This is a genomic window from Campylobacter sp. BCW_6461 (assembly GCF_001762735.1).
GTDB classification, from domain to species: domain Bacteria; phylum Campylobacterota; class Campylobacteria; order Campylobacterales; family Campylobacteraceae; genus Campylobacter_D; species Campylobacter_D jejuni.
Window position 1 is genome coordinate 22,190 of record NZ_MJXJ01000007.1, and the last position, 25,381, is coordinate 47,570.

Annotated in this window: 29 protein-coding genes; 10 read left to right on the top strand and 19 right to left on the bottom strand. The window is 29.1% G+C overall.

From position 1 onward, the window contains the following. Positions 1 to 7: 7 nt before the first annotated feature. The 3 genes from AJ882_RS00500 to mobB are packed head-to-tail and all read right to left on the bottom strand — an operon-like array spanning position 8 to position 1,533. Positions 8 to 205: a hypothetical protein gene (locus tag AJ882_RS00500; RefSeq protein WP_002882327.1), complete on the bottom strand. Its 198-nt coding sequence runs from the start codon at positions 203 to 205 to the stop codon at positions 8 to 10. Continuing rightward, on the bottom strand, positions 198 to 1,040 hold the full coding sequence (locus tag AJ882_RS00505; protein WP_002867481.1) for a class 1 fructose-bisphosphatase: 843 nt from the start codon (positions 1,038 to 1,040) through the stop codon (positions 198 to 200). The genes AJ882_RS00500 and AJ882_RS00505 overlap by 8 nt, the downstream gene beginning before the upstream one ends. A gap of 1 nt (position 1,041) precedes the next feature. Then, positions 1,042 to 1,533 carry a molybdopterin-guanine dinucleotide biosynthesis protein B gene (gene mobB / locus AJ882_RS00510; RefSeq protein ID WP_002867480.1) on the bottom strand — a complete coding sequence of 164 codons (492 nt, stop codon included), beginning with the start codon at positions 1,531 to 1,533 and terminating at the stop codon, positions 1,042 to 1,044. Positions 1,534 to 1,628: 95 nt separating this feature from the next. On the opposite strand from mobB, the gene AJ882_RS00515 reads away from it, so the two are divergent. After that, on the top strand, positions 1,629 to 2,114 hold the full coding sequence (locus AJ882_RS00515) for a hypothetical protein (RefSeq protein ID WP_002882325.1): 486 nt from the start codon (positions 1,629 to 1,631) through the stop codon (positions 2,112 to 2,114). Here AJ882_RS00515 and AJ882_RS00520 read toward each other — a convergent pair. The 3 genes from AJ882_RS00520 to gltX are packed head-to-tail and all read right to left on the bottom strand — an operon-like array spanning position 2,011 to position 5,212. Further along, positions 2,011 to 3,636 (bottom strand): lytic transglycosylase domain-containing protein, encoded by a 1,626-nt coding sequence (locus tag AJ882_RS00520; protein WP_083261801.1) that lies wholly within the window; start codon positions 3,634 to 3,636, stop codon positions 2,011 to 2,013. The two genes, AJ882_RS00515 and AJ882_RS00520, sit on opposite strands and share 104 nt — an antisense overlap. Further along, complete coding sequence (locus AJ882_RS00525) at positions 3,633 to 3,914, bottom strand: YggT family protein (protein ID WP_002872847.1); 282 nt, start codon at positions 3,912 to 3,914, stop codon at positions 3,633 to 3,635. Before AJ882_RS00525 ends, AJ882_RS00520 begins: the two co-directional genes overlap by 4 nt. 2 nt (positions 3,915 to 3,916) lie before the next feature. Next, complete coding sequence (gltX, locus tag AJ882_RS00530; RefSeq protein ID WP_002860506.1) at positions 3,917 to 5,212, bottom strand: glutamate--tRNA ligase; 1,296 nt, start codon at positions 5,210 to 5,212, stop codon at positions 3,917 to 3,919. A gap of 85 nt (positions 5,213 to 5,297) precedes the next feature. On the opposite strand from gltX, the gene AJ882_RS00535 reads away from it, so the two are divergent. Together AJ882_RS00535 and AJ882_RS00540 are read left to right on the top strand one after the other, a co-directional pair. Further along, positions 5,298 to 6,422: a metallophosphoesterase gene (locus tag AJ882_RS00535; protein ID WP_002859523.1), complete on the top strand. Its 1,125-nt coding sequence runs from the start codon at positions 5,298 to 5,300 to the stop codon at positions 6,420 to 6,422. After that, positions 6,419 to 7,219, top strand: a complete 801-nt coding sequence (locus AJ882_RS00540; RefSeq protein ID WP_011049792.1) for a phosphatidylserine decarboxylase — start codon at positions 6,419 to 6,421, stop codon at positions 7,217 to 7,219. Before AJ882_RS00535 ends, AJ882_RS00540 begins: the two co-directional genes overlap by 4 nt. Here the strand turns inward: AJ882_RS00540 and AJ882_RS00545 are convergent. From AJ882_RS00545 to AJ882_RS00575, 7 genes are read right to left on the bottom strand one after another with little or no spacing between them, the layout of a single operon-like run. After that, positions 7,216 to 7,497: a FlhB-like flagellar biosynthesis protein gene (locus AJ882_RS00545; RefSeq protein WP_002852641.1), complete on the bottom strand. Its 282-nt coding sequence runs from the start codon at positions 7,495 to 7,497 to the stop codon at positions 7,216 to 7,218. The two genes, AJ882_RS00540 and AJ882_RS00545, sit on opposite strands and share 4 nt — an antisense overlap. Further along, the gene (locus AJ882_RS00550; RefSeq protein ID WP_011049793.1) at positions 7,494 to 9,605 is read right to left on the bottom strand and encodes a flagellar hook-length control protein FliK; all 2,112 of its coding nucleotides are present in this window, start codon (positions 9,603 to 9,605) and stop codon (positions 7,494 to 7,496) included. Before AJ882_RS00550 ends, AJ882_RS00545 begins: the two co-directional genes overlap by 4 nt. Further along, complete coding sequence (locus AJ882_RS00555; protein ID WP_002879612.1) at positions 9,598 to 10,785, bottom strand: MFS transporter; 1,188 nt, start codon at positions 10,783 to 10,785, stop codon at positions 9,598 to 9,600. Before AJ882_RS00555 ends, AJ882_RS00550 begins: the two co-directional genes overlap by 8 nt. Next, positions 10,763 to 11,266, bottom strand: a complete 504-nt coding sequence (locus tag AJ882_RS00560) for a membrane protein (RefSeq protein WP_002868148.1) — start codon at positions 11,264 to 11,266, stop codon at positions 10,763 to 10,765. Before AJ882_RS00560 ends, AJ882_RS00555 begins: the two co-directional genes overlap by 23 nt. Next, positions 11,266 to 11,595 (bottom strand): AtpZ/AtpI family protein, encoded by a 330-nt coding sequence (locus AJ882_RS00565; RefSeq protein ID WP_002852414.1) that lies wholly within the window; start codon positions 11,593 to 11,595, stop codon positions 11,266 to 11,268. The genes AJ882_RS00560 and AJ882_RS00565 overlap by 1 nt, the downstream gene beginning before the upstream one ends. Further along, a complete protein-coding gene (gene hemL, locus AJ882_RS00570; RefSeq protein WP_002860511.1) occupies positions 11,592 to 12,866 on the bottom strand; it encodes a glutamate-1-semialdehyde 2,1-aminomutase in 1,275 nt (424 codons plus the stop codon). Before hemL ends, AJ882_RS00565 begins: the two co-directional genes overlap by 4 nt. Next, positions 12,863 to 13,210 carry a c-type cytochrome gene (locus AJ882_RS00575; RefSeq protein ID WP_002858771.1) on the bottom strand — a complete coding sequence of 116 codons (348 nt, stop codon included), beginning with the start codon at positions 13,208 to 13,210 and terminating at the stop codon, positions 12,863 to 12,865. The genes hemL and AJ882_RS00575 overlap by 4 nt, the downstream gene beginning before the upstream one ends. A gap of 79 nt (positions 13,211 to 13,289) precedes the next feature. Between AJ882_RS00575 and folD the strand changes: the two genes are divergently transcribed. Together folD and lepB are read left to right on the top strand one after the other, a co-directional pair. Continuing rightward, positions 13,290 to 14,138: a bifunctional methylenetetrahydrofolate dehydrogenase/methenyltetrahydrofolate cyclohydrolase FolD gene (gene folD, locus AJ882_RS00580; RefSeq protein WP_002867475.1), complete on the top strand. Its 849-nt coding sequence runs from the start codon at positions 13,290 to 13,292 to the stop codon at positions 14,136 to 14,138. A gap of 9 nt (positions 14,139 to 14,147) precedes the next feature. After that, positions 14,148 to 14,996 carry a signal peptidase I gene (gene lepB / locus AJ882_RS00585; RefSeq protein WP_002867474.1) on the top strand — a complete coding sequence of 283 codons (849 nt, stop codon included), beginning with the start codon at positions 14,148 to 14,150 and terminating at the stop codon, positions 14,994 to 14,996. Positions 14,997 to 15,017: 21 nt separating this feature from the next. Here lepB and AJ882_RS00590 read toward each other — a convergent pair whose 3' ends face one another. From AJ882_RS00590 to fspA1, 3 genes are all read right to left on the bottom strand, one after another. After that, positions 15,018 to 16,178, bottom strand: a complete 1,161-nt coding sequence (locus AJ882_RS00590) for a molybdopterin molybdotransferase MoeA (protein WP_002906009.1) — start codon at positions 16,176 to 16,178, stop codon at positions 15,018 to 15,020. Then, the gene (gene murA, locus AJ882_RS00595) at positions 16,175 to 17,431 is read right to left on the bottom strand and encodes a UDP-N-acetylglucosamine 1-carboxyvinyltransferase (RefSeq protein ID WP_070279625.1); all 1,257 of its coding nucleotides are present in this window, start codon (positions 17,429 to 17,431) and stop codon (positions 16,175 to 16,177) included. The genes AJ882_RS00590 and murA overlap by 4 nt, the downstream gene beginning before the upstream one ends. Positions 17,432 to 17,496: 65 nt before the next feature. Then, positions 17,497 to 17,925, bottom strand: coding sequence for a flagellum-secreted nonflagellar protein FspA1 (fspA1, locus tag AJ882_RS00600; protein WP_011049794.1), 429 nt, complete (start codon positions 17,923 to 17,925; stop codon positions 17,497 to 17,499). Between the two features lie 93 nt (positions 17,926 to 18,018). Between fspA1 and AJ882_RS00605 the strand changes: the two genes are divergently transcribed. Continuing rightward, the gene (locus AJ882_RS00605) at positions 18,019 to 18,891 is read left to right on the top strand and encodes a DMT family transporter (protein WP_011049795.1); all 873 of its coding nucleotides are present in this window, start codon (positions 18,019 to 18,021) and stop codon (positions 18,889 to 18,891) included. Here the strand turns inward: AJ882_RS00605 and AJ882_RS00610 are convergent. Genes AJ882_RS00610 through AJ882_RS00620 form a run of 3 tightly spaced genes read right to left on the bottom strand, consistent with a single transcriptional unit; the run spans position 18,878 to position 22,279 of the window. Further along, positions 18,878 to 19,444 carry an anthranilate synthase component II gene (locus AJ882_RS00610; protein ID WP_004315489.1) on the bottom strand — a complete coding sequence of 189 codons (567 nt, stop codon included), beginning with the start codon at positions 19,442 to 19,444 and terminating at the stop codon, positions 18,878 to 18,880. The two genes, AJ882_RS00605 and AJ882_RS00610, sit on opposite strands and share 14 nt — an antisense overlap. Beyond that, positions 19,441 to 21,225, bottom strand: coding sequence for a bifunctional chorismate-binding protein/class IV aminotransferase (locus AJ882_RS00615; RefSeq protein WP_070279627.1), 1,785 nt, complete (start codon positions 21,223 to 21,225; stop codon positions 19,441 to 19,443). The genes AJ882_RS00610 and AJ882_RS00615 overlap by 4 nt, the downstream gene beginning before the upstream one ends. Continuing rightward, positions 21,215 to 22,279, bottom strand: coding sequence for a tyrosine-type recombinase/integrase (locus AJ882_RS00620; RefSeq protein ID WP_002860519.1), 1,065 nt, complete (start codon positions 22,277 to 22,279; stop codon positions 21,215 to 21,217). Before AJ882_RS00620 ends, AJ882_RS00615 begins: the two co-directional genes overlap by 11 nt. A 627-nt stretch (positions 22,280 to 22,906) precedes the next feature. On the opposite strand from AJ882_RS00620, the gene AJ882_RS00625 reads away from it, so the two are divergent. From AJ882_RS00625 to AJ882_RS09495, 4 genes are all read left to right on the top strand, one after another. Then, the gene (locus AJ882_RS00625; protein WP_002860520.1) at positions 22,907 to 23,569 is read left to right on the top strand and encodes a thiol:disulfide interchange protein DsbA/DsbL; all 663 of its coding nucleotides are present in this window, start codon (positions 22,907 to 22,909) and stop codon (positions 23,567 to 23,569) included. Continuing rightward, positions 23,566 to 24,366: a protein-disulfide oxidoreductase DsbI gene (dsbI, locus tag AJ882_RS00630; protein ID WP_002867468.1), complete on the top strand. Its 801-nt coding sequence runs from the start codon at positions 23,566 to 23,568 to the stop codon at positions 24,364 to 24,366. The genes AJ882_RS00625 and dsbI overlap by 4 nt, the downstream gene beginning before the upstream one ends. A 227-nt stretch (positions 24,367 to 24,593) precedes the next feature. Continuing rightward, entirely contained in the window at positions 24,594 to 24,794 is a 201-nt protein-coding gene (locus AJ882_RS09490; protein WP_032597555.1) for an aryl-sulfate sulfotransferase N-terminal domain-containing protein, read from the top strand. Positions 24,795 to 25,113: 319 nt separating this feature from the next. After that, positions 25,114 to 25,377, top strand: coding sequence for an aryl-sulfate sulfotransferase (locus tag AJ882_RS09495; protein ID WP_237973203.1), 264 nt, complete (start codon positions 25,114 to 25,116; stop codon positions 25,375 to 25,377). The last annotated feature ends 4 nt before the right edge of the window (positions 25,378 to 25,381 follow it).

The following is a 25,381-nucleotide window of genomic DNA, read 5'->3' on the forward strand; positions in this document are numbered from 1 at the left end:
TTTTCCTTTAAAAGTCAAATCCGCCTTCGGTTTTACCCTTAGACATACTGTTATAGACTGCATCAACATAATTTTTTCTAGTTTGGCAGTTAAAAATTTCATCGCAATTATAACAAGAGTTTAGGTTTTTTGAGTTTTGACATGAAAGTAAAATTTCTTTTTTTTTATCCATATCTTGCTCAAATTCATCTCTAATTTCATTCATTGTAAGCCTTTAAAAGTTTTGAAATTTCATATTCTGATCCAAAAAAACAAGGAGTTGTCGCATGGATTTTATCAAATTCAAGTTCAAGTAAAGAGCGGTTTTTTCCATTTGTAGTTTTTCCGCCTGCTTTTTCTATGATAAAGGCTAGAGGAAAAACTTCAAAAAAGGCGCGAAGTTTACCATTAGGTGCATCTTGTGTTGCAGGATAACTAAAAATCCCACCCCCTTTTAATAAAATTTGATTGATATCGCTTACCATGGCTCCAGAATATCTTAAGCGATAGCCTTCATCAAAAAGATTTTTGATAAATTTAGCGTGTTTTTCTTCCCAAAATTTTTGCGTTCCGCCTGTAGCATTAATCTTGCCTTTTTCATTCATTTTAAGATCTTTTATAAAAATAAATTCATTATTTGCATTTAAGCGATAAAGTTTTGGCTGATCTTTGCAAATCACAAGTTCTAAGCGTGCTCCATACATACTATAAAGTGCAGCTCTTAAATTTTTAGCATTTGCTTTTTCTTCATAGATAGCAAAAATAGAACCTATGGCAAAATTAACATCCATTAAGCTAGAACCATCTAAAGGATCATAAGCTACGATAAAATTTGCCCTCTCGTTAAGCGTTAAAATTTCGTCTTTTTCTTCACTTATGATGGCTTTAATGCTTGAACATTGACTTAGAGTTTTTGTGATGATTTCATCGCTTAAAACATCAAATTTGAGTTGGGTATCGCCTGTAAAATTTTGATTTTGACTGTAGCTTGTATCGGGAAATTTTAAAGCGTTAGAAATTTCTAAAACCGCTTTTTGTATATAAGAAATCACTTCTTGCATTTTATAATTCTCCTTGTAAATTTTTAGCATTTTTAAGTATGTATTGGCAAATAGCTTGTATATCGTTTAAATCAAGCCAAGTAAGATAAGGGTGAGAAATTTTTTCATAGCTTGCAATAGCGTTTGAAAAAGTAAAATAACTTTCATCAATTTCTTTACAAAATACGCTAATGCGTGGTAAATCAAGAGTTTTTAATCCTTCAACCAAACAAATGTCAAAATTGGGTGCTAATTTTAAAGCTTTTAAAATATCTCTATTTTTATGAGAAAAAAAAGTTGTTCTCGTAGGGCTTAAAACCATGACTTCAGCCCCACTTTGAAAAAATTTAAAACTATCTTTACCGTTAAAATCAAATTGAGCTTTATCGGCAGGATCATGTTTAATGATTAAAACTTTTAAATTTTGTTGCAAAAAATTATTAGCTATTTTGGTAATAAGTGTAGTTTTACCTGAATTTGAAGGTCCGCTAAAAGCCATGATAAGTTGTTTCATAAAATATACTCTTAATTTTTTTGTAAAATTATATCTTTTTAAACCAAAAAATAGGGTTAAAAGGCTACAATAATACTAAAAAATATGGAAAAAGAATGAAAATTTATAGTGTAATTTTAGGTGCTTTTTTGCTTGGAGCTTGTTCTTTAAAAGATCAGGCGATTGTGGATACAAATTTAAAATCTCAAACTTTAATGTTTACTCAAAAATATAAAATCACACAAGATAAGATTAATGCCATTATAACCATGTCTTATTTAAACCCAATCCTAGATAAGACAAGTAAAGATGATATATTGGCCTTGTCTTTTACCCCAAATACATTAAAAATTCAAAATTTAGAAGTTTTTATCAATAATAAAAAAGCCAATATTGAAAAATTAGATGATGAGTATTTAAAATATATAATACAAAACAACTATACTGATTATTTTAAAGTATCTCTTCCTAGTGTCAAGGAAGAGACTAAGCTTGTAGCTAAGATTTGTTTAGATCATTTGCCTTGTTTTGAATTAAATTTTCAAAAATATCCGAAATCTTTATACTATCGTTCAGAAGATGTCGATACACAATATAATTAGCTAGAACTTTTTTTCCGTAAATTCGGCTTTCTTGATAAGGAACTAGCTCCATAGACAAGAAAGGTTCAAATTTGCCTGTCTTAAACATATCATTTCTTGCAAGCATACGGTTAGTAAATCCTATACCGCCATTATAAGCATAAGCGACAAAAAGTGGAGATTTTAAACGTGATTCAAGGTAATTTAGATGATAGTTTCCAAAGTAATATGCTATTTCAGGTTTAAACATAAAATCTTGATCGAAATTTGGAATTTTTAATTCTTTTTCCCCTATGTGATTGGCTAAAAATGGCATAAATTGCATCATGCCTAAAGCATAAGAAACTGAAATAGCAGTTGGAATAAAACGACTTTCTTGTCTGGCAATAGCCAAAATTAAAGCTTGTCTTGTTTTGTTATAGTCTTTTATATTGTCATAATAAGGCATTATAAAATAATGTTTTTTAAAATTATTTTTGTGTTCTAATATGTAAGCATAAATAGGCAAGGTTTCTTGTGTGTCAAATTCTTTTGCCAAGACATCTAGTTGACTTGCGTTAGCATCGCGAATTTGTTTGTTTATTTTTTGCCAAGCAAAAGGATCTTGCATATTAAAATTATTTTTTTTCTTGCTTGGATTAAGGCTTTCTATCTTTGGAAAAGGTGTGTTAGTAAGTTCTTTTGCGTAAAGACTATAAATATTTAAAGAAGAACTTTGCGATAAAGTTTTTAAATCTTCTTCATTGTTTTTAATCAACCACATCCAAAATATAGCATTGTCTTTATTACTTTGCGATTTAAAACTTTGTGCCGCCTTTTTAAAAAAGTCATAAGCAAGCTCTGTTTTATCATAAGTTAAGGCATTGACTCCTAAATAGAAAGCAGAATCTTCACTTACATTTTCAGGATTTATTTCTAGCATAGAATATCTAAATTTTGGATTTTCTTTTTTAATAATAATATTTTGTGCAAAATCTTTAAAACCAATGTGGTTTGGTAGTTTATTGACTAAACTTGTATTTAAATCTAAGTCGTATTTTTTAGAATAATTATAAAGTTTAAAAAAACCATTAATATCTTCTTTTTGTACTATATAGCTCATAGGATCAGAAGTATTAAAAGCTAGCAATAAATTTGTCAAATCAGGTCTTTGATTTTTAAAGGTTTGAGCTAAAGTAGTTCGGTCTTTGGAATTTAGACTCGCTATAAAAACCAATGAATTTAAGCGCACACTTTGACAAGTTAAATTTGCATCTAAGATAGTATTTGCTGTATAGGTATAGCATTTAGCATATTTTGGGTTGATATAAGGCTTTAAAGGGATGATTTTTTCAAGTTCGGATTTAATTTTTCCTATATAGCGAAAAATATGAGAATTTAAATCCTGTGCATCTTTTTTACTGATTTTATTTTTTTCTAAAAGCCTATAAATATAATAATCTTTAGCAAGTGAATTTTCTTCCTTTTTGAGTTTTTCTATACTATATTGTGTAGCATTTAAACTTGAAAAAATAAATAAAAAAACGAGTATTTTTTTTATCACAATATACTCCTTAAGATATTCCCAAGAAAAATGCCAAGAAACTGCAATGCTAAGACTATAATCAAAGGCGCAAGATCAATATTGCCAATGCGTGTTGGAATTTTTCTAACTAAGGTGTAAGCAGGATAACTTAATTTATATAAAATTTGCACTATGGGATTATAAGGATCAGGGTTTACCCAGCTTAAAAGTGCTGTGATGATAATAATCCAAGTATAAATGTTAATGACAATTTGAAGTACTTGAAAAATAGAAATAATAAAAGAGTCTATAACCATAGTTAAATCCTTGCTAATTCGTGAATAAAATTTTTAATATAAGGATAAAGATCACTAAGCTCAGGTCCGTGGATATTTCCTGTTAAAATTATCCTTAAAGGCATGAAAAATTTTTTACCTTTTAAGTTGCTTTTATTTAAAAGTTCATTTTTAAAATCTTCATAATTTTCAAAAAGTTCAATATCTTTTAAGAGTTCTTTTAAAATTTTACATTCTGTTTCAAACTCGCCAAAATTTTTTGCGTTAAAAATAGCTTGCATTTTTTCTTTAAGTTCTTTTATAGTACTTGCTTCTTGAGTGTAAAATTTAGCAAGTGGTGCAAGATCTTTGTTTAAATCTAAAATTTTATTAAGCTCATCATCTTTTATCATTTTGATATGTTCGCGATTAATTTGCAAAAGTTTTTTAAGATCAAATCTTGCGGGAGCTTTTGAAACTTTAGAAATATCAAACCATTTTATAGCCTTTTCTAAGGTAAAAATTTCACAAGGAGTTTTATTGCCTAGCATGATCAGATAATTTGCGATTGCGCTAGGTAAAATTCCACTTTCAAGTAGCCATTTTACAGAAGAATGTGCTTCTCTTTTACTCATTTTAACACCTTCTTCGTTTAAAATGATAGGCAAGTGTGCATAAGTCATGGCTTTATTATAACCTAAGCTTGCGCGGATATGTTCTTGTTTTGGAGTGTTTGAAACATGATCTTCTCCGCGTATAATACAAGTGACATTTTCAAGCATATCATCAACCGCACAAGCAAAATTATAAGTTGGAGTTTTATCCGTTCTCATAATCACAAAAGAGTCTATGTTTTCAGGCTCAAAACTAAGCTCGCCTTTGATAAAATCAGTAAATTTCATAGTATGAGTAGGTTTTTTAAGACGGATAACAAAGGGTTTTTCACATTCTAAAACATCAATATCGGCTAGTTTTTCACAAGTGCCATCGTAGCGATAAGCTTTACCTTGTTTTTTAGCCAGCTCTTTTTTTGCTTCAAGTTCTTCTTCGGTGCAAAAACAAGCAAAAGCTTTTTTTTCGCTTACAAGTTTTAAAGCCATTTGGCGATGGAATTTTAAATTTTCACTTTGTATATAGTAATGCTGCCATGAAATACTAAAAAGATTTAAAATTTCTTTGATTTCTTCTTCTTTTCCTGCTATATTTCTAGCCTTATCAGTATCTTCAATACGTAAGATAAAATCCATATTTTTTTGTCTTGCACAGATATAATTAAAAATTGCTGCGCGTAAATTTCCTATGTGCATATCACCTGTGGGAGAAGGTGCAAAACGGTACATCTTATAGCCTTTAAAATTATTTAAAAGCTTATTATAACAGAAAAATTTATACGGATATTTAATTTTACTTGGTTATAATACTTTTATGATATTTTTAATTTTTTCTTTCATTGTGTTATTAATTTTTGGCTTAGCAAATGTTTATATTTATAAAAGATTAATCAAGAAAATTACTCTTTTTAAGTATTTTTATAAAATTTTTTCCTTTATTTTTATTGTGCTTTTTTTAGCTCAAGCTGTGTTTTTAATATTTCGTAGAGATGAATATTTAAGTGATACTTGGTATGAAATTTTAGCCATGTTTTATGCGCCGACTTATTGTTTGTTTTTTATGACTTTAGCATGGGATTTTGTTAAATTGATTTTAGCTCTTATGGGTAAAAGAGATAAAACATATAATCTTATTTTGCGTTTGATTTTTGAACTTTCTCTTATAGTTTTAAGTGTGTTTTTAATTTATGTAAGTATAAATAATGCTCTAAAAACACCTGAAGTAAAGAGTGTTGATGTTGAAATACCAAATCTTAAAAAAGATTTAAAAATTGTCATGCTTACTGATATACATTTGGGTAAAAATTTGCATGAAAATTTTTTAGACAAGCTCATCACTAAAGTGAATTTGCAAAGTCCTGATATGGTTGTAATAGTAGGGGATCTGATTGATACTAATCCTAAAGATTTAAAAAATTACATCTCAAAACTTAATGATTTTAACTCCACTTACGGAACTTTTTATGCTTTGGGAAATCATGAGTATTATCATGGTATCAATGAAGTTTTGGATTTGCTTAGAAAACATACTAATATGAAAATTTTAGTCAATCAAAATTTAGATTTAGGTTTTATAAATATTGCTGGACTTGGAGATTTAGCCGGACTTGATAGGGGTTTATATGCTCCTGATTTAGCAAGAATAAAAGTGGATTTAAATACAAGTAAAGCTAGTATTTTACTCACACATCAACCTAAAACAGCTTTGCTTTATGATTTAAGTGATTTTGATCTTGTTTTAAGTGGGCATACACATGGAGGGCAAATTTTCCCTTTTATGTTTTTAGTTAAACTTCAGCAAGGTTTTGTTCATGGGCTTTATGATTTAGGAGAAAAAACTAAGCTTTATGTGAGTAGTGGAGCAGGATTTTGGGGGCCAAGTCTTAGAGTTTTTGCTCCGAGTGAAATAGTGATTTTAAATTTAAAAGGAAAAAAATGAGTTTTTCAAAAGAAAGTTCGAGACTTTTTGGTTTTGTAGCGGGGATTAAATTTCCTAAAATGATACAAAAAGTTATTAATGAAAATTATGTTAAGTATTTTAATATCGATATGAGTGAATTTAAAAGCTCTTGTGAATACGAGAGTTTAAATGCTCTTTTTACAAGAACTTTGCAAATTCCAAGAAAGCTTGAAGAAGGTTTTATCAGTCCAAGTGATGGTAAAATTTTAGAGTGTGGAAGTACTTTTTTGGCAAATGAAGAACATTTTGCTTTTTCTATAAAAGGACATACTTATAGCATTGAGGAGCTTTTAAAAGATAGCTTTGAAAAAGATGAGCTTAAAAATGGGCTTGATTATGTCAATATTTATCTTTCTCCAAAAGATTATCATCGTTATCACAGCCCTTGTGATATGCAAATTTTAAGTGCAACTTACACAAGTGGAGTGCTTTATAGCGTAAATGAAAAACATTTAGAACGCATTAGTAATTTATATGTAAAAAATGAAAGAGTGAGCTTGAAATGTCAAAATGAAAAAGGTATTTTTTGGCTTGTTTTTGTAGGAGCGCAAAATGTAGGAAAAATGCGTTTTAATTTTGATGCAAGCATACAAACCAATGCTAAAATTTCTCATAATTTTACTAGAAAATATGAAAATTTAAATTTCAAAAAAGGCGAAGAACTAGGAAATTTTGAGCTAGGTTCTACTATAGTTTTAATCTCTCAAAAAGGACTTTTAACTTTTAATTTAAAAGTAGGGCAGGGTATTAAATTTGGAGAAAAAATAGCGGATTAGTTTTTAGGAGTTTTATTTGCCATTTGATAGATAAAGGCAAAAACTTCAGCTACAGCTTTATACATATTAGGTGGAATTTCATCACCTAAGTCAAGCTTGCTTAAAATTTCTATTAAATCTTCATCTTCTTTAATAGGAACTCCGTGTTCCTTGGCTAAAGAAATAATTTTAGCAGCACTTTCGCCTTTGCCACTTGCAAGTACTTTTGGTGCAGAGTTTTTTTCTTTTTGATAGCCTAGAGCTACAGCTTTTTTAATCGATCTTTTGATTTTGCTCATACTTTTTTATCCATACCCATTTCAAGATCTAAATTTTTCATATTTCTAGTATCAAATTTACTTCTTATGATATCACCTACAAAGAAATTTGCACTTAAAAGTCCTGCTTTATTGATATTTCTTTTAAGCTCATGGGCATTTTCATAGATGGTTTTTCTAAATTCAATATTTTCTGCCATAATATTAATATCTATATATTTTTCATTATTTAAAGAAATAAGAATTTCTAAATCCCCAAGTTTTGCAAATTCGAGTTTAATCTGAGCAAAAAATTTGTCCTTTTTTCCGCGTCTAAACATAATTTTAGAATCATTTAAATCATCCCAAGAAAAAGGCAGATAAGTATTGATAGAATCATTAGCTAAAGACATAAGCTGATTGATTTCAATTTGCGCTAAAAGACGATTAGCTTGATTGTATACAGCTTCATTGCCTTCATTTTTAGCCAAATTTGAAATTTGCAAAAGTGTTGATTTTACATCATGATGTAAAGATTCAGCTATATCTTGTTCTGTTTTTGGTTTAATTTGTGCTAGATCTTTGATAGAAAGATTGAGTTTGTGTTCGAGATTTTTAAGTTCTGCTTGATTAAGCTTGGCATTTTGAGTATAGGGTTCAAGTTCTTTTAAGCTTTCATTAAGTCTACGAGAAAGATTGCTTAAATTTTTACTTAAATCTTGCACTTGTTCTAGATCTAAATTTTCTACATTAAATGCTAAATTTTTTACAATATTTTGTTTTATAAATTCCTGATTTTTAAAAATATTTTGCATAGTTTGGTTATTGTTAGATTGAATATTTTGAGTATTATTTAAATTTTGCGTATTGTTTGTGTTAGGATTTGAAGTGTTGGTATTTGTATTGATTGAAGTTTTGTTTTCTGTTTTTGTTTCATAAAATTTTGGATTTTCTTTGATATTTTCTTCGTGAGTTTTTGTGCTAGAATCTAAATTTGCATTAACTTCTTTTTTAGGTAAATTTTCTTCGTTTTTTACATCTTGCTTAATATCGGTTTTAGCATCATCTGCGAGAGTTTCTTCTTTTGATACTTTTATATATTTTTCTTCATCTTGGTTTTTTGTGTTATGATTAAGTTTTTCTTCTTTGATATTTTCTTTGTTACTTAAAAGATTTTCTAAAATATTTTCTTTATCTTGTATTTTAGAAGCTTGATTGCCTAGTATATTTTTTAAAGTATTTTCAAGTTTTTCAAAGGCGGTAGCAGTTTGCTTAAGGATGTTTGGATCTTTTATCATTAAATTTTCTGGCTTATTAAGAGCTTTGAAAAAATCATTTTTGATGGAATTTAATTCTTTTAAAATTTTATTAGCTATAGGGGTGATTTTTTCTTGAGCATGACTGGGATTTTTACTTATATAATTTTTAAAATTTTCCAATTTAGAACTTAAATTTAAAAGTGCTTTAAAAGAACTTTGATTTAAAATTTGCTTATTTTCATTTTTGCTAGAATTAATAATATTTTTTAATTCTTTTAAAGTGTCTTTTGGGCTTAAATTTGTATTTGCAAGCTGGGCTATCTGAACGCTTAGTTTTTCGCTACTAAGACCTTTGATTGTACTTAAAAGAGAGTGAAAACTTTTGGGTAGTAATTCTTCGTTTAGGGCATCTTTTAACTTAGCTTCTAAAAATACGCCTGAATTTTTAAACAAAGGAGCTAAGTTATTGTTTTTTATTTCACTGGCAGGTTTTAAAATTTGATTTAATCTGTCTAAAACTTGTGTAAAAGTATCACTTTTTGCAAGTTCTGTACTTAAGATTTTTAATTCATTAGCAAAATTAGGAGCTAAATTTAAATTTTTTCCTTGTTTAAGTACAGGGGAATCGGGATTTTTTTGAGCATTGATTTGATCTAAAAGTTTATTAACAAGTTCTTTTAATTTGGTACCTGTTTCATTTTGAACAAATTTTGCTAGTATTTCCTCACTACTAGCGTCCTTGCTTAAACCTAAATTTTGCTTTAAAGCTTGTGCAAGTGCTTCTTTTGGATTGTCTTTTAAATTTGTTTTATCTTTTGAAGCAGAGTTATCTACTTTTAAATCATTTTTTTGCGTATTGGCAATTTGACTTGCTAGTTGAGTATTAATCATCAAATATCACCATATTTCCAGGCTTTTTCTTAAATTTTTTATTTAAAATATTTGGTTTATTGATAGCAAAAAGAATTAAAAATGCTAAAGAAACTATATAAAACCATATAAAACCTTTGATTTCAAAATATTGCATTAAAAAACCTAAAATTAAAGGGCCAAACAAAGAGCCCAAAGAATAACAAAAAAGAACCCCACGACCTAACTCTACACCTTTATTTTTGCTTACTAAAACATCATTTGCTCTAGCAAGTGCTAAAGCATATAAGCAAAATATTCCTATACCAAGAGTAATTCCTAAAAAATATTGCATATATAAATGAAGTTTAAAAAAGATAAATATAAGCATAGTGATAAATCCTATACTTGCACAAGTGATAATGGCAAATTTGCGACCAAGTTTGTCTGAAATAGTTCCTATGATGGTTTGTGCAATAAAACCACCTAAAACCCCACAAAATATAAAATAAGAAACCGCTTTTGTATCAAAACCTTGCAAAAGTATAAATAAAGATGCCATAGAAAAAAAGCCATTTATAAGCATTCCGGCTATAAAGCTTGTGACGATAGCTAAAGGAGCTATATCAAAAATTTTAGGCATAGAAATAGGACTTGATGCGGGTAAAACAGGTTCTTTGATTTTAATTAGATTTAAAGGTAAAGATGAAAGTAAAATTAAAGTTGCACTGAGGATAAATACACTATGTTTGCTTAAATTTAACGCTATGATTAAAACTCCAATACCAAACGCAAGATAAAAAACAATTTCATAAAAACCTAAAATTCTAGATCGAATGGCATTTTTGCTTTTTTCATTAAGCCATGATTCTATGACCATTAAAAGTCCATAGTAGCAAATTCCTATGAAAAATCTTAAAACAGCCCAAAAAATAAGATTTTCGCTTACTGTATGAAGCATAGCTGAAATTCCAAAAATAGCACCAAATAGCCCAAAAGAGCGTATATGACCTATACGAGAAATAATTTTATGAGCACTGATGGTTCCAATAAGAGCGCCTACAAAAAAACAAGAACTTACTACTCCAACAGCTAAAGAACTTTCTCCGTTTTCTTTTAATATAACACCTATAGAGCTTACTATCAAGGCATTACCTGCAAATAAAAATGCCATACCAGCAAAAAGTGCTGTCATTGATTTAATAATTTTTTTTGGACTCATACTTTTTTATATATAAAATAAAAATAAACACACAAACTAGCAAGGATGAAATTCCACAAATATAAGCAAAGATATCTAATTTATCTTGGCGATGTAAAAATAAAAATCCAGCAACCAATACTACATAAGCCATCAATTTAAAGAGAGTAAAAAACATAGCAAAAAAATGGATTTTCTCTTTAACATTTGGCTTTAAATCGTCTTTTAGAACTTTAAAATGAATAATTTTTGATAAATTTTGTTTTTTTTTGATAAAAAGTGATGAAATGAAATTAAAATCTTTTTCATAATTTTTTGATTTTTTTATAATGACTTTTTTATAATTTAAATAAGAAGCAAAAATAATCAATAAAACACTAAAAAAAGCTATTTCATAGCTTAAAAATGTATCTAATTTAAAATGATTTAACGATGAAAATATGATCCAAAAAAATAAATGAATAATGGCAAAAATACAAAATAGAGCTTTTTTATGTTCCATTATTTGTTCTTTTCTTTTTGAATTTTTTCTTTGATCAACTCATCTCTTTCTTTAAATTCTTCATAGCTTTTTACTTGAACTTTATAAGCTTTGTAAACATTAAGTATAGCAGCACTGATCCCCCAAAAAACTCCAAGCCAAAAAAGCCAAGGATAAGGAGTAAATTTTTTAAGTAAATATCCTATTCCCACACCTATAAATACAGCAACAACCATAGAGATACCAAGACTTAAACCATCCGCAGCTTCAAGAGTTTTGCGAATGATTTTTTGTCTTTTGCTGTTGGAATTTTCTAAGTGATTTTTTTCTTCTTTTAAAATATTGCTCATATTCTTTTAAAGCTTTCCCTAACAGCCTCTAGTGTTGTATCTATAATTTTATCATCCATTTTTGAACATATAAAGCCTGTTTCAAATTGAGAAGGTGCTAAATAAATTCCATTTTCAAGCATATTTTTGTGAAATTTTGAAAATAATGCTAGATCGGATTTTAATGCATCTTGGTAGTTTGATACAGGATCTTTGGTGAAAAAGTATCCAAACATAGAACCTACATGACAAACTTGCAGTGGAAGTCCTTTTTCATCTGCTAATTTTTTCATTCCTTGGGTAAGTTTTTTTGCTAATTTTCCAAGTTTGTCATAAAGCTTGGTTTTCTTTTTGGCTTTTGTAAGACTTGCTATACCTGCAGCCATTGCTAAAGGATTTCCACTTAAAGTTCCTGCTTGATAAACTCCACCCAAAGGACTTAAAATATCCATAATTTCAGCTCTAGAAGCAAATGCTGCTGCAGGTAGACCGCCTCCTATTACCTTACCAAAAGTAATTATATCTGCTTGGATATGATTGATTCCATAGGAACCAAGGTAAGATGCTCTATATCCACTCATTACTTCATCAAAAATCAGCAGAGTTTGATTGTTTTTACAGATCTTAGCAAGTTCTTCTAAAAAATCTTGTTTAGCTGGAACTAACCCCATATTTCCAGCAATAGGCTCAATGATAACACATGCAATATCTTTATTTTTTTCAAAAAGCTCTTTAACGCTATTTATATCATTATATTTAGCTACTAAAGTGTGTTTAGCTACATCTTCTAAAACACCCAAAGAACTAGGAGAGTTAAAAGTAGCAGCACCACTTCCTGCACTCACTAATAATGAATCAGAATGCCCGTGATAACATCCTTCAAATTTTAAAATTTTATCTTTTTTAGTAAAACCACGGGCAAGACGAATAGCACTCATGGTTGCTTCTGTTCCACTGCTTACAAAGCGGATCTTTTCTAAATGAGGAAAATCAGATAAAACAAGCTTGGCAAGTTCAGTTTCTAATAAAGTTGGAGCTCCAAAACTTGAACCTTTATGAAGTGCTTTTTGACAAGCTTTTTGTATATCTTTATCGCAATGTCCAAAAAGTAAAGGCCCCCAGCTTTGAACATAGTCTATATAAGAATTTCCATCTATATCGAAAATATAAGCACCTTTTCCATGAGAAATAAATTTTGGCTCACTTTGAACATTTGCAAAAGCACGAACTGGAGAATTTACACCACCTGCGATGAATTTACACGCTTCTTTAAAAGCTTTTTTGTTTGTCATTTTTCTTCCTTGCTAAATTGCTTGATGTAATTATATAAAGTTACAATTTCATCATTTGTTAAAGAGTAATTTGGCATGATTGATTTTGCGTCTTTACTCTGATTAAGAGAATTTTTAAAATTCTCAAAACTAAGATTTTGTATACTTGGAACTTTATAAGCTGTTTTAATACCATTTTTCATATAATATCCTAAAATTTGTTCGCTTCCATTTGCTCCATGACATTCTTTACAACTAATGCCCCTTGGATTTTCATAAAGCATTTTAGAGTATTCTTTAAGAGTGATAAAATCAGCACCAAAAAGACTGATACTAAATAAAAAAAACATTAAGACAATTTTCAAAGTTTCACCTTGTTAATGAAGTTTTAATATGATACAATTTTTACTTTAAAAAAGTGATTAAATTTATAGAAGGAAAATAATGACTTTGCTTGATGGTAAAGCTTTAAGCGCAAAAATCAAAGAAGAATTAAAAGAAAAAAATCAATTTTTGAAAAGCAAAGGGATTGAAAGCTGTTTAGCTGTTATCTTGGTTGGAGATGATCCTGCAAGTCAAACTTATGTAAAATCTAAGGCTAAAGCCTGTGAAGAATGTGGAATTAAATCTTTAGTTTATCATCTTAATGAAAATACTACACAAAATGAACTTTTGGCATTGATTAATACCTTAAATCACGATGATAGTGTTCATGGAATTTTGGTTCAACTTCCCTTACCTGATCATATTTGTAAAGATTTAATACTTGAAAGCATTATAAGTAGTAAAGATGTTGATGGCTTTCATCCTATTAATGTAGGATATTTAAATTTAGGCTTAGAAAGTGGGTTTTTGCCTTGTACTCCACTTGGAGTTATGAAGCTTTTGAAGGCTTATGAAATTGATTTAGAAGGAAAAGACGCTGTTATTATAGGTGCTTCAAATATAGTAGGTCGTCCTATGGCTACTATGCTTTTAAACGCTGGAGCTACAGTAAGCGTTTGTCATATTAAAACCAAAGATTTGAGCCTTTATACTAGGCAAGCTGATTTGATTATAGTAGCAGCAGGTTGTGTGAATTTACTTCGATCGGATATGGTAAAAGAAGGAGTGATTGTTATTGATGTTGGAATCAATCGTCTTGAAAGTGGAAAGATAGTAGGAGATGTAGATTTTGAAGAGGTATCTAAAAAATCTAGTTATATAACTCCTGTTCCAGGTGGAGTAGGTCCTATGACTATAGCCATGCTTTTAGAAAACACAGTTAAATCTGCTAAAAATAGACTTAATTAGGGAAAATCTATGGAAATTTTAAAGAAATTATATAAATTTTCACAGTCTTGGACTGGAACTGTAGTTATTGTTCTTTTGGTGATTTTTTTCTTTATACAAGCTTTTGTTATTCCTTCTGGTTCTATGAAAAACACCTTATTGGTAGGGGATTTTTTATTTGTTAAAAAATTTAGCTATGGTATCCCAACTCCTCATATTCCTTGGTTGGAAATTCCTGTTTTGCCAGATTTCAATAAAGATGGGCATTTGATAAAAGCACAAGGGTCACAAAGAGGAGATATAGTTGTTTTTAGAAATCCTAGAAATGAAAAAGAACACTTTGTAAAGCGTTGTGTAGGCACAGGAGGAGATAGGATAGTTTATGCAAATAAAACACTTTATGTAAGAATGCATGAGGGTGATGAATTTATGAAAGAACATTATCCGAATGATCTTGTTACTCTTGGAGGGCAAATTTATGTAAAAGAACCTTATAAACAAAAAGGTATTCATTATGATCCAAAAAAAGATATAGAAAGCGATATTTTACGCTTTCTTAGCATAGGTGATTTTGCTATGTCTCCAACTTATATTAAAGAACTTGGAAATCATATAGGTTTTAGCGGCGGAAATGCTTATGTTTTTGATGTGCCTGAAAATGAGTATTTCATGATGGGTGATAATCGCGATTATTCTTATGATAGTCGTTTTTGGGGTTCTGTTCCTTATAGGTTGATAGTAGGTAAACCTTGGTTTGTATATTTCTCTTGGGATAAAGATAAAAATGTTCGCTGGGAAAGGATAGGGCGTTTTGTTGATACCTTGGAAAATGATGAACAATATATCCATGATCATGATGATGAGGATAAATTAAGCTAATGTTTGTGAAAAACACAAACATTATATTTTTAAAAGCGTGATTTCATCACCTTTTTTTAATTTGCTTATATTTTCTTCACTTATAAGTAAAAATTCACTTTTAATAAGTGGAAGTATCATACCAGATCCAAATTTATTTTCATTAAATGGTGTAAAAATATCTTTTTCTAAATTTCCTAAGATGAGATTATTTCTTCCGCTTTTAAGCTTTAAATCCATACCCATTTTGCCATAAAATGTTAAAGGATTGTCTAGGTTTCCACTTAATAAAGCAATAATTTTTTTAGCAAAAATAAAACAAGAAAGATAGGCCGCCATGGGATTTCCTGGTAAAATCAATACGAAATTCTCACCCTTTCTATAAAGCTTAGTAGGTCTTGCAGGGCGTGCTTTTAGTCCTTTAAAAAGCGGAGTAAAGCCTAATTCATCTAAAGCTTTTTCCATAAAATCAGCCTCGCCAACGCTTGCACCTCCTGAAGTGATTAAAAGATCAAAATTTGTATTTTCTAAAGCCTCTTTAGTGCTTTTAAAATTATCTTTGATAATACCTAAATAAGAAGCATTTTGAAGCATGGTTAGTAAAGGCAAAGCATTAGCATTATAAATACTTTCTTCATCGCATTCTTGCCAAGGTTCTTTTAGCTCATTTCCACTTGAAAAAATACCTATGCGAATTTTTCTTATGACTTCTATTTTATAAAGCCCTTGAGAAGCAAGCAGGGCGATATGTTTATCATTAAGTTTGGTGCCTTTTTGAAGTAAAATTTCACCTTTTTTTAATTCTTCGCCTTTATAGCGATAGGCATTGTATTGTTTAGGGGCTTTTTTAATGATGAGTTTATTTTCTTCTATATACTCATCTTCTAACATTAAGATAGTATCAGCATTTTTGGGCATTTTAGCCCCTGTCATGATTTTATAGCATTCATTCTTAGCAACTGTATAAAAATTTTTATCTCCTGCAAAAATAGTCCCTTTAATCTCCAAAGCCTCATTGATATCAGTATAATTAAAAGCATAGCCATCAAGAGCAGCATTGTCAAAACTAGGTAAATTTTTTCTAGCGTATAAATCTTTAGCTAAAATTCTATCCTTTGCTTTTTCAAGGCTAATAAGCTCACTTTCATCTAAGCATGAAATTTGATTTTCTAAGTCTTTTAAGGTTTTAAAGATATTTTTCATTCTTCAAGCCTTGTGATTTTAACACCTAAACCTTTAAATTTTTCTTCTAAATTTTCATAACCTCTATCAAGATGATAAATTCTATGGACTTTGCTTGTGCCTTTAGCTGCAAGAGCTGCTAAGATAAGGGCTGAAGAAGCACGCAAATCTGTAGCCATGACATCAGCAGCGTTAAGTTCTTTTCCGCCTACTATAGTAGCAATATGACCGTTGAGTTTAATATCTGCACCCATTCTTAAGAGTTCGCTTACATGCATGAAGCGATTTTCAAATAGTCTTTCATCGATAATGCTAGTTCCATTAGCCTTTAAAGCTAGTGCCATAAACTGCGCTTGCATATCGGTTGGAAAGCCTGGATATTCACTTGTCATGATTTCTACAGGTTTAATTTCTTTAGCAGGAAGTAGGGTGATACTATCTTCTGCAATCAAAGTTTCAAAACCCATTTGATGAAGTTTTGCTAAAACTGCACTAAGATGAGTGGCGTTAACTTTATCTAAAGTAATTTTAGAATTTGTAATAGCCCCTGCACAAAGATAAGTTCCTGCCTCAATTCTATCAGGTATAACGCTAAATTCTTTAAATTCTAAAAGTTCTCCATCGCTACCATAAATTTCAAGTTCATCTGTACCTATGCCTTTAATTTCAAGTCCTGCGTCTTTTAAAACTTCGCAAAGTTGAACTACTTCGGGTTCTTTTGCAACATTTAAGAGCTTGGTTTTACCTTTAGCTAAAGCTGCTGCCATGATGATGTTTTCGCTACCTGTAACCGTGATTTTATCAAAAAGAATTTCATTGCCTTTTAAATTTCCACTAGCTACGACATAGCCTTGTTTAATTTGTATATTTGCCCCCATTTTTTCCAAGGCTAAAAGATGTAAATCAATAGGTCTTTGTCCTATGGCACATCCACCAGGCAAAGATACTTCACAATGCCCAAAACGAGCAAGTAAAGGTCCTAGAGCAAGTATGGAAGCACGCATTTTACGCACAATGTCATATTTAGCTATGGTTTGATTAAGAGTGTTTGTGTTTAATAAAGCACTATTGTTTTGAAAATTGACTTTAGCTCCTAAATTTTCTAGCAAAGATATAAGAGTTTTTATATCAGCCACATTAGGAACATTGTTGATTTTTACTTCATTTTTGGCAAGTATGCTTGAAACGATCAAGGGTAGGGCAGCATTTTTTGCCCCGCTTATTGTAACATTTCCGCTTAGATGATTTGTGCCTTCGATTTCTAGATAAGTCATATTTTTCCTTGAAAAAGTTTAAAAATGCATCATTATAGCATTCTTAAACTTTTGAAAAAATATAATCAAGCTTGTTGACTTTGGAGTTCTTGAATTTGAGCTTGAATAGTTGAAGCTTGGGCATTTAATGTTGCTATTTGACTTTCAATACTTTTGATTTGATCCTCATTAGCTTTAGACATTTTTGCAGTTAGTTCAACAATTTTTGCTTGAATTTCTGCAAGCTTTTGTGTTAATTCTGTAAGTTTATCTTCACTATTGCTACTACTATTTTGTTGCGTGTTGTTTTGTGCGTTTAAAGCTTGAGCTGGAGCTTGAGAATTGTTTTGATTAGAAGTATTTGATTTTTCTTTGGCTTCTTTGCTGATATTTACCTCTACAGCTGGATCTTGCGCTAAAGCATTTTGTTCTTGATTTTTAGAGTTTTGATTTTCTTCGTTTAAGTTGACTTTAACATATTGACTTAAGCTATTTAAGGAATTGTTAATTTGCATATTTTCTCCTTAATTTATAATATATATTACACTAAATCGACATTATTTTAAAAAATATACTATAATTTAAAATAATTTTTATTAAGGTTTGCAATGGGCGTATTTTTAGTTCTTTTGGGAGGTATTTTTTGGGCTATTAGCGGTGTTTTAGCTGAATACCTTTTTAAAAATAATTATAGCGTAGATTGGGTTTGTTTTTATAGGCTTTTATCTACAGGGTTAATTTTAATTTTTTTAAGTTTTAAAACTCAAAAAATTTTAGTTTTTGCAAATTTAAAAGAAAGCTTAAGTATTTGTATATTTGGATTTTTTGGGCTTTTGCTAACACAATTTGGTTATTTTAAGGCTATTTATTATACCGATGCTGGAACTGCAACTATGATACAATATTGTGCACCTTTAATTATAATGCTTTATTTGTGCTTTAAAAATAAAAAATTTCCTAAATTGATAGAAATTTTTGCTTTGATTTTGATTATTTTTGCTTTGTTTTTACTTGCAACTAAAGGAGATATTGAAGCGGTGGTTTTAAATTATTGGGGTATTTTTTGGGCTGTTATAGGAGCTTTTGGAGTTGCTTTTTATTCTTTAAGTGCTAGAGAAGTGATATTAAAATATGGTCTTTTTTGGATAATGGGTTGGGCGAGTCTTTTTGCTTCTTTTGTATTTTTATTAATCTTGCAATTTGATAAGGGTTTAATTCACTATGCTTTTAACTTAAAAGCATTTTTTTCTATGGGCGGGATTGTCTTTATCGGAACTATAGGGGCTTTTTGTTTGTATTTAAAAGGAGTGGAATATATAGGCGCTCTAAGAGCCAGTATGATTGCCTCCATAGAACCTGTAGCAGCTGCTTTAATGAGTTTTTTATTTTTAAAAACCCGTTATAGCTTGCTTGATATTTTTGCTTTTGTTTTGATTATATTGAGTGTTATTTTAAATGCAAAAAAGACTAAAGCTTCATAAAGTTTTTAAGTATTTTTTTGCCTTTTTGAGTTAAAACCGCTTCAGGGTGAAATTGCAATCCATAAATAGGATATTTTTTATGTTTAATTGCCATAATAATATTTTCTGAATTATGAGCTAAAATTTTGCATTTTTCAGGCATAGAACTGATGTGTAAAGAATGATATAAGCAAATTTCAATTTCTTTTTTAATACCCTTAAAAATAGGATCTTTTTTAAAATAAAGTTTAGAAATTTTACCATGCATGGGATTTTGCATTTTAGAAACCCTGCCGCCAAAAACTTCAGCTATACACTGATGTCCTAAACATATACCTAAAATTTTTTTATTTTTTTTAAAATATTTGATTGCTTTTAAACTTAATTTAGATTCCTTAGGAGAATGAGGGCCAGGAGAGATGATAAGATGAGTAAAATCAAATTTTTCTAATTCTTTAGCTTTTTTAAAGGCATCATTTTTTATCACTTTACATTCAAAACCAAGTTCTTTAAGATAATAGATGATGGTATAACTAAAAGAATCATAATTATCTATAAATAAAATTTTCTTCATTGTAATTTTACCTTTTTTAAACCACGCACGGAATTAATGCAATAAATATTTTCTGCTTCAAATAAATCTTGTTTAAATAATGCTTTTTCTTTTATCAAACCAAGATTGACTAAGAAATTTCTATATACGCCATTTAACATACCACTTTGAATTTGTGGAGTATAAAATTGAGCGTTTTTTTCTAAGATGAGATTGGTTCTTGAGCCTTCGCAAAGTTCATCTTTTTCGTTAAAAAAAGCTATGTCATAACACAAGTTTTGCTGCCATTTGTATGAGTGTTGATTATAAAAACTACGTAAAGAGCTTTTGTGATAGAGATTGTCACTTTTTGAGTTAATTTTATCATCACTTAAAAGCAAAATATCGTTTGAATTTTGTTTTAAGGCACTTTGTTGAAATTCGTATCTTCCGTCTCTGTATAAAATAAGCTTTAAAATTCCTTCTTTATGTGGATTTTTAAAGGGTAGGGGAAAATTATAAAATAAAGAGTGTTTTTTGTGGAAATTTTTTTCATCGAGTTTAAAAAGTGTAAAATTTTGATATTCTTTATAAGAACTTTTTTGATTTAAAACATTATAAAAATCTTTAAAGAGCTTGTGAGTATTAAAATTAAATTTAAGAGCTGAATTTATAAGCCTTAATAAATGTTCTTTTAAAAATAAAATTTGAGAATTTTTAAAATACATGGTTTCAAAAAGATAAAAATCACAAGGATTTAAGATTGCACTTTTAAGTTTTAATTCTTCAAATTCATCTTTGAATTTTGAGTCCCAAACTAAGCCGCTACCCGTGCTATAAGTATAAATTTCATCTTGTTTTTCTAAGGTGCGTATGGCTACGCTAAATTTATTTTTATTTTTGTGTATTAAACCTATAGTTCCGCAGTAAATACCACGATCTCTTTGTTCTAATTCTTCAATAAATTTAATGCTTTCAAGCTTTGGAGCACCTGTAATAGAACCACAAGGAAAGAGAGCTTTAAAAATTTGATATAAAGAAATATTTTTTTTAAGTTTTCCTTGTACGCTTGAAGTCATTTGATGTAAAGTAGGGTGACTTTGAATTTCAAAAAGTTTGGTTTTTAAGCTTTTTTTTGTGATGATTTTTGAAAGATCGTTGCGTAAAAGATCACAAATCATAACATTTTCACTCAGATTTTTTGTATCATTTTGCAAGAAAATTTTATTTTCTTCATCTTTTATAGGATCTTTATCACGCTTAATTGTGCCTTTCATAGGTTTTGTAAATATTTTTCTTTTTTTGGTTTTGAAGAAAAGTTCAGGAGAAAAGGATAAAATTTCTCTTGTTTCATCTTTTATAAAAGCTTTAAATTCAGTATCTTGTCTAGAAAGCAAAAGTTTAAAAAGTTCAAAAGAATCCATTTTGCTATGAAATTTAAAATTTTGAGTAAGGTTGATTTGATAAACTCTTCCTTTAGAGATTGCCTCTTTAACCTTGATGAAATTTTCTTTGTAATTATCTTGATCTAAAAAATTTATAAATTCAGGAATAAATTTTTCTTCATCGATATCTTCTTTTTGAAATTTTTTTCTTTTTTTAAAAGCAAATATAGACAAATAAGCTTTTTTGCTTGTGAAATTTTTATCTTGAAAATATCTATATAGCTCATAATCAGCAAGCATTAAAATATAAAAATCATTTTTATATTTTTCTATAAATTTAAAGCACTTTTTACTTTCTTTGTGGTTAAAGGCTTTTAAAGTGTGTTTTAAATCATGGTAAAAATATTTATCAAAAACAGCATAGTTTTCAAGAGTCACTTAATTCCTTTGCAACCTGTGCGGCAAGTTTTAATTTATCATTATCAAAATGAGTGTAAATTCTTGAGGTATTTAAACTTGCATGCCCTAAAGCTTCTTGAACTAAAACTAAATCTTTTTGCTTTTTATAAAGCAGGGTGGCAAAAGTATGACGCAACATATGAGCACCATTTTTTTGTTTGCGAATTCCTGCACGAAATAAAAGCTGTTCTACTATGCGACTGACATAAGATTGAGTCAGTGGAGTGCCTTTTTTATTGACAAAAAGTAGGGCGTCTTTACTCATATAATTAATACTTACATTTTTAAGCAAATCGTAAATAAGTTCTTTTTTTATCATTACAACACGATATTTATTGCCTTTAGCTCTTATTCTTATGATATAAAGATCGTTTTCTTCGCTAATATCACCCATTTTGATATTGATAGCTTCACTTACCCGTATGCCTGTAAAAATGATGATTTTAATAATAAGTTTATTGCGTATGGTATTGTTTTTAAAATCTGCATTTTCAATAGCATCAAGAAATTTTTTAAGCTCTTCTTCACTCATAAATTCAGGTAATTTTACCCCTTTAGAACCTGCTATACCTGCCCAGTTTTTAAGATTGATATCGAAAATATGTGCTTTTTCATCTTCTTCATTTTGCTTGTCTAAAAAATCAAAAAAATTAATCACAGCAATACGGTAATTTTTTTTGCTTGCATCTGATAAAGCACCTGTTATACTTGCTAAAACTTCTACAATGAGTTCTTCATCAATCTGTTTTAAAGAGTAAAGCTTATAAAAATTTAAATATTCAAATACTTTTTTTAAAGGATTAAAATAAGTATTAACTCCACTTAAACCAGCATTTCTTGCTTTTTTTGCTAGAGCGTCAAGTTCATCAATATTTTTTACACCTTTTGTAAGAGCAAAATTAACTTCTGCTAAAGCTTGTGGATTTTTTAACTCTTTGTTAGATAGTGAGTTGAGTTTAAATTTTACATATTTTGCTAACCAAAATAAGAATGATTTTTCAAAATTTTCTTCACAATCTAAAGGGTATTTCATAAAAACTTTTCCTAAATCTAAAATTTTAGCTTTTTAACTAGAAAAGGTATTTTAGTATTAACTTAGTAAAAAAAAGCTTTTTTAGGAAAAAGTTTGTTTTTATATGCAAGGCAAAAAGATTAAAATATTTTTATTAAATAAATCTTATATCAATCATAAAAAGATATGATAAAAGGTAAAAATATATAAAATTTATAATTTTGTATTGAAAACTGTAATTTTCAAACTTTTTTATATACACCTGGATTATTCTACTTTGATATAGATTAAGCTACTGTTTTTACATACTTTTATGATTTTACCTTTTGAGTGAAATAAACTTATCCATAAAATATAATGTAAAAAATTGATAATTTTATTTCGTAAATTAAAATTATATTTTACTTTTCTTGAAAACTATAAAGAATATTTAAAAATTAAATTATTTTATATTATTATCAAAATATACATAAAAATGATAACTTGTGCATTAAATTTTTTAATCCCCTATTCTTGATTTTTAGTTAAAGTAAATATTCTTAGTTATAACATTTTTTAAGAATATTTTTATTTTAATAGTTTTATAATAGTTATTACATAAAAACTTAATAAAAAGTTTTATCAAAACCAAATTTCAAGGAGAGGGTAATGAAATTTCCAGTAAAATTAGCAAGATCTATTGTTGTATGTGCTTTTTTAGCAGGTATAAGTGCTAGCGCATTAAGTGAAGGTAAAGAATATGTAATTCTTAAAAATCCTATTGCTAACGCTGATAATTCATTGATTGAAATTTTTTCTTATCACTGTACTCATTGTTATGATCATCACAAATTTAATACCATGGGTAAAGTTAAAGAAAAATTACCTAATTTAACTTATAAATTTTATCCTGTAAGTTCTATGGGAGATTATGGAAGGCAAGCTAATGAAATTTTTGCTTTTGCGACATTTAAGGATGGTGTAAATAAAATTGATCCTACGGATAAAAATAGCTTAACTCATAAAGTTGCTGAAGCTTATTTTAATGCATATTTTAAGAAAAAACAAAGATGGGAAAATGGTAAAAATCCTGAAGCTTTTTATAGTGTCGGTTTAAAAGCAATGAATGTAAGTAAAGCTGATTTTGAAAATTTCTTAAAAACTCCAGAGGCTGCAGAGCTTTTAAAAAGTTATGAAATTGCCAATCCTATTTCGCAAAATTATGGCACCCCTGCTTTTGTTGTTAATGGAAAATATCAAATCGTTCCAAGTGCAATCAACTCTCCAGAGGCTTTGATTGAAATTACTAAAGAACTTAGCAAGCAAAAATGAGTTATATAAAAATGAAAGATAATTGCAGAAATTTTTCACTTTCCAAATGGCAAGATACGCGCAAACCTTGGTTGATTTTGATTATAGTTACTATAGGGCTTACTTGTATAGCACATTTTTTATTTCAAGAATATCTTTTTATGAAACCTTGTGAACAATGTGTGTATATAAGATTTGATATGCTTGTTATGGCTATAGGTGGTATGATTGCATTAATCAACCCTGCAAATAATATTATAAAAATTTTTTCTTATAGCTTAGCTTTTTATGGAATTTGGCTTGGCTTGGAGCATTGTCTAACTTTAAATCATATCCATGAAGTGGTTCATTCTGAAAATCCTTTTGCAGGCGTAGATGGATGTCGTGAAATTCCTATTTATCCATTTAATTTACCTTTGTATAAATGGGCTCCTAGTTGGTTTTTGCCAACAGGAGAATGCGGGATGGATACCCCTGTAGTTCCAGAAAATGCTTATAATCATCTTAATGCTTTTCAAAAATTTTTTATAGGAACTCCACCTGATTTTGAAAATGGGCTTTATAGTAATGGTTGGTATTTGATTCCTAGTTTAAAGTTTATGAATATGGCAATCTGCTGTCTTATAGCATTTTTATGTTGTTTTGTCGTGCTTTTTGCAATGTTTATAGCCTATGTTTTAGATAAAAATAAACCTAATGCTAAAATTTTTGCATTGGTGATTGTTGCTTTGGTTTTGGTGCTTAAATTTATAGGCGAATCAAAAAATCCGAATCAAAATATAGCTAGTTTAAATCAAGTCGTTTTAAGATACTCTTAAAATACGCAACAAATTATTTTTGTTGCGTATTATTAAAATTTTATTAAGCTATTTTAGGATGTCTTAAATAATTTTAAAGGATTGATCATGAGACTTATCAAAACTCTTTGCATGGCACTTTTAGCGGGTTCTACCCTACTTGCACCTAATGCTTTAATAGCCATGGGTGGTCCTAGTGGAGTGAAAAAATAGATTGGCAAATTCAAGGACAAATAGGTGCGATTAAAATGAATCCTTATGGATTGTCTCCTTTGACCGCTATTATTATGGATAATGGCTATGTCTTAAGTGATATAAAAGTAACTATTGTTCCTAAACCAAACGGTCAAACTATTTCTTATAATGTGAATTCTAAAATGGCTAAGACGTATGGTGGAATTCCTATTTTTGGACTTTATCCTTCTTATAGTAAAGGTAAGTTATACTAAAACCGCAAATGGTAAAAGTCAAAAAGTCATTGATGAGATTTATAAAATTACAACTCCATGGGCTAGCATAGAACCAAGCGGAAGGCACTGATCAAAGAGGAACTCTTTTTTGAAAATGTGAAAGTATTAAAAATGGATCCAAAATTTTCAGATAGGCTATATTTAGTAAATAATGCTCCTGGAAAATAATCTGGCAAAGACTCATAATCTGTATGGAATAATCTTGTAGGTGGTGCTATGGAATGGGATAAAAATTCAAATGTCTTTATCATAAGATACCAAGGGTGAAATCAGATGGTATTATGATAACAATAAACTAATGAACTGGGGCAATATTTACAATCGTGGAATTATGATGAGTTTTCGTCAAAACAAAGATGGAGCTTTAACTTGGGGATTTGGTCAAAGATATATAAAATACGATATCTTAGAAAGAGAAATTTTCAATCGCAAATTACCTGCTGTCTATATAGATTTTTTCTCATGCTATGGACAATATGCAAAAAATGGGCATTATTTCTTCAACAAATACTTTGCGTCCAAGATAGTAAGCATGTACGCGCTGTGCGTGATACTATTGTAGAGGT

Bases quoted from the DNA above. Each gene is read 5' to 3' on its own strand.
- AJ882_RS00565 (WP_002852414.1), bottom strand. From the start codon at position 11,595: ATGAGCAATATTTTAAAAGAAGAAAAAAATCACTTAGAAAATTCCAAC.
- AJ882_RS00515 (WP_002882325.1), top strand. From the start codon at position 1,629: ATGAAAATTTATAGTGTAATTTTAGGTGCTTTTTTGCTTGGAGCTTGT.
- AJ882_RS00500 (WP_002882327.1), bottom strand. From the start codon at position 205: ATGAATGAAATTAGAGATGAATTTGAGCAAGATATGGATAAAAAAAAA.
- AJ882_RS00535 (WP_002859523.1), top strand. From the start codon at position 5,298: ATGATATTTTTAATTTTTTCTTTCATTGTGTTATTAATTTTTGGCTTA.
- AJ882_RS00505 (WP_002867481.1), bottom strand. From the start codon at position 1,040: ATGCAAGAAGTGATTTCTTATATACAAAAAGCGGTTTTAGAAATTTCT.
- AJ882_RS09490 (WP_032597555.1), top strand. From the start codon at position 24,594: ATGAATCCTTATGGATTGTCTCCTTTGACCGCTATTATTATGGATAAT.
- AJ882_RS00550 (WP_011049793.1), bottom strand. From the start codon at position 9,605: ATGATTAATACTCAACTAGCAAGTCAAATTGCCAATACGCAAAAAAAT.
- AJ882_RS00545 (WP_002852641.1), bottom strand. From the start codon at position 7,497: ATGAGCAAAATCAAAAGATCGATTAAAAAAGCTGTAGCTCTAGGCTAT.
- dsbI (WP_002867468.1), top strand. From the start codon at position 23,566: ATGAGTTATATAAAAATGAAAGATAATTGCAGAAATTTTTCACTTTCC.
- AJ882_RS09495 (WP_237973203.1), top strand. From the start codon at position 25,114: ATGAACTGGGGCAATATTTACAATCGTGGAATTATGATGAGTTTTCGT.
- fspA1 (WP_011049794.1), bottom strand. From the start codon at position 17,925: ATGCAAATTAACAATTCCTTAAATAGCTTAAGTCAATATGTTAAAGTC.
- hemL (WP_002860511.1), bottom strand. From the start codon at position 12,866: ATGACAAACAAAAAAGCTTTTAAAGAAGCGTGTAAATTCATCGCAGGT.
- AJ882_RS00555 (WP_002879612.1), bottom strand. From the start codon at position 10,785: ATGAGTCCAAAAAAAATTATTAAATCAATGACAGCACTTTTTGCTGGT.
- AJ882_RS00560 (WP_002868148.1), bottom strand. From the start codon at position 11,266: ATGGAACATAAAAAAGCTCTATTTTGTATTTTTGCCATTATTCATTTA.
- mobB (WP_002867480.1), bottom strand. From the start codon at position 1,533: ATGAAACAACTTATCATGGCTTTTAGCGGACCTTCAAATTCAGGTAAA.
- AJ882_RS00540 (WP_011049792.1), top strand. From the start codon at position 6,419: ATGAGTTTTTCAAAAGAAAGTTCGAGACTTTTTGGTTTTGTAGCGGGG.
- AJ882_RS00605 (WP_011049795.1), top strand. From the start codon at position 18,019: ATGGGCGTATTTTTAGTTCTTTTGGGAGGTATTTTTTGGGCTATTAGC.
- folD (WP_002867475.1), top strand. From the start codon at position 13,290: ATGACTTTGCTTGATGGTAAAGCTTTAAGCGCAAAAATCAAAGAAGAA.
- AJ882_RS00525 (WP_002872847.1), bottom strand. From the start codon at position 3,914: ATGGTTATAGACTCTTTTATTATTTCTATTTTTCAAGTACTTCAAATT.
- AJ882_RS00625 (WP_002860520.1), top strand. From the start codon at position 22,907: ATGAAATTTCCAGTAAAATTAGCAAGATCTATTGTTGTATGTGCTTTT.
- murA (WP_070279625.1), bottom strand. From the start codon at position 17,431: ATGACTTATCTAGAAATCGAAGGCACAAATCATCTAAGCGGAAATGTT.
- AJ882_RS00610 (WP_004315489.1), bottom strand. From the start codon at position 19,444: ATGAAGAAAATTTTATTTATAGATAATTATGATTCTTTTAGTTATACC.
- gltX (WP_002860506.1), bottom strand. From the start codon at position 5,212: ATGTACCGTTTTGCACCTTCTCCCACAGGTGATATGCACATAGGAAAT.
- lepB (WP_002867474.1), top strand. From the start codon at position 14,148: ATGGAAATTTTAAAGAAATTATATAAATTTTCACAGTCTTGGACTGGA.
- AJ882_RS00620 (WP_002860519.1), bottom strand. From the start codon at position 22,279: ATGAAATACCCTTTAGATTGTGAAGAAAATTTTGAAAAATCATTCTTA.
- AJ882_RS00590 (WP_002906009.1), bottom strand. From the start codon at position 16,178: ATGAAAAATATCTTTAAAACCTTAAAAGACTTAGAAAATCAAATTTCA.